Origin of the sequence: Salegentibacter lacus, from assembly GCF_020164555.1 — a bacterium.
Taxonomy (GTDB): Bacteria; Bacteroidota; Bacteroidia; order Flavobacteriales; family Flavobacteriaceae; genus Salegentibacter; species Salegentibacter lacus.
This window is the reverse complement of record NZ_JAIQZB010000117.1, coordinates 1-252: the sequence shown is the minus strand read 5'-3', so window position 1 is coordinate 252 and position 252 is coordinate 1. Positions and strand designations below refer to the sequence as shown.

The 252-nt window shown below is 46.8% G+C and carries 2 protein-coding genes; both read right to left on the bottom strand.

The features are described from left to right. Window positions 1–153, bottom strand: a 153-nt coding sequence (locus LB465_RS18250; RefSeq protein ID WP_394370958.1) for an IS66 family transposase, incomplete at its 3' end; no start/stop codon positions are given. After that, a partial coding sequence (locus tag LB465_RS18245) for a transposase domain-containing protein (RefSeq protein ID WP_224471273.1) occupies window positions 153–252 on the bottom strand: 100 nt, incomplete at its 5' end. The genes LB465_RS18250 and LB465_RS18245, both read right to left, overlap by 1 nt.

Sequence of the window (252 nt, the reverse complement as noted above, 5' to 3'; positions counted from 1 at the left end):
GTCACTTAAAGTACTAGAGGCCGGTTCCCAACCAAACTCCCGCTTAAAACGCTGGATCTGACGATAGAATGGTAAGTGGTCAATATATTTGCTCACCAGGATATAAGCCAGTAAACAGGCTTCGGCAGTATCCGTCCGAGCAACTGCACTCACTACCCCTTCTGATAGCCGGGCAATAACTCCTCCAATTTTTGGATGCTATGATCGGGTATTTTTTGCAGGGTATCCTCTAACCACTGCTGGGGATTAACA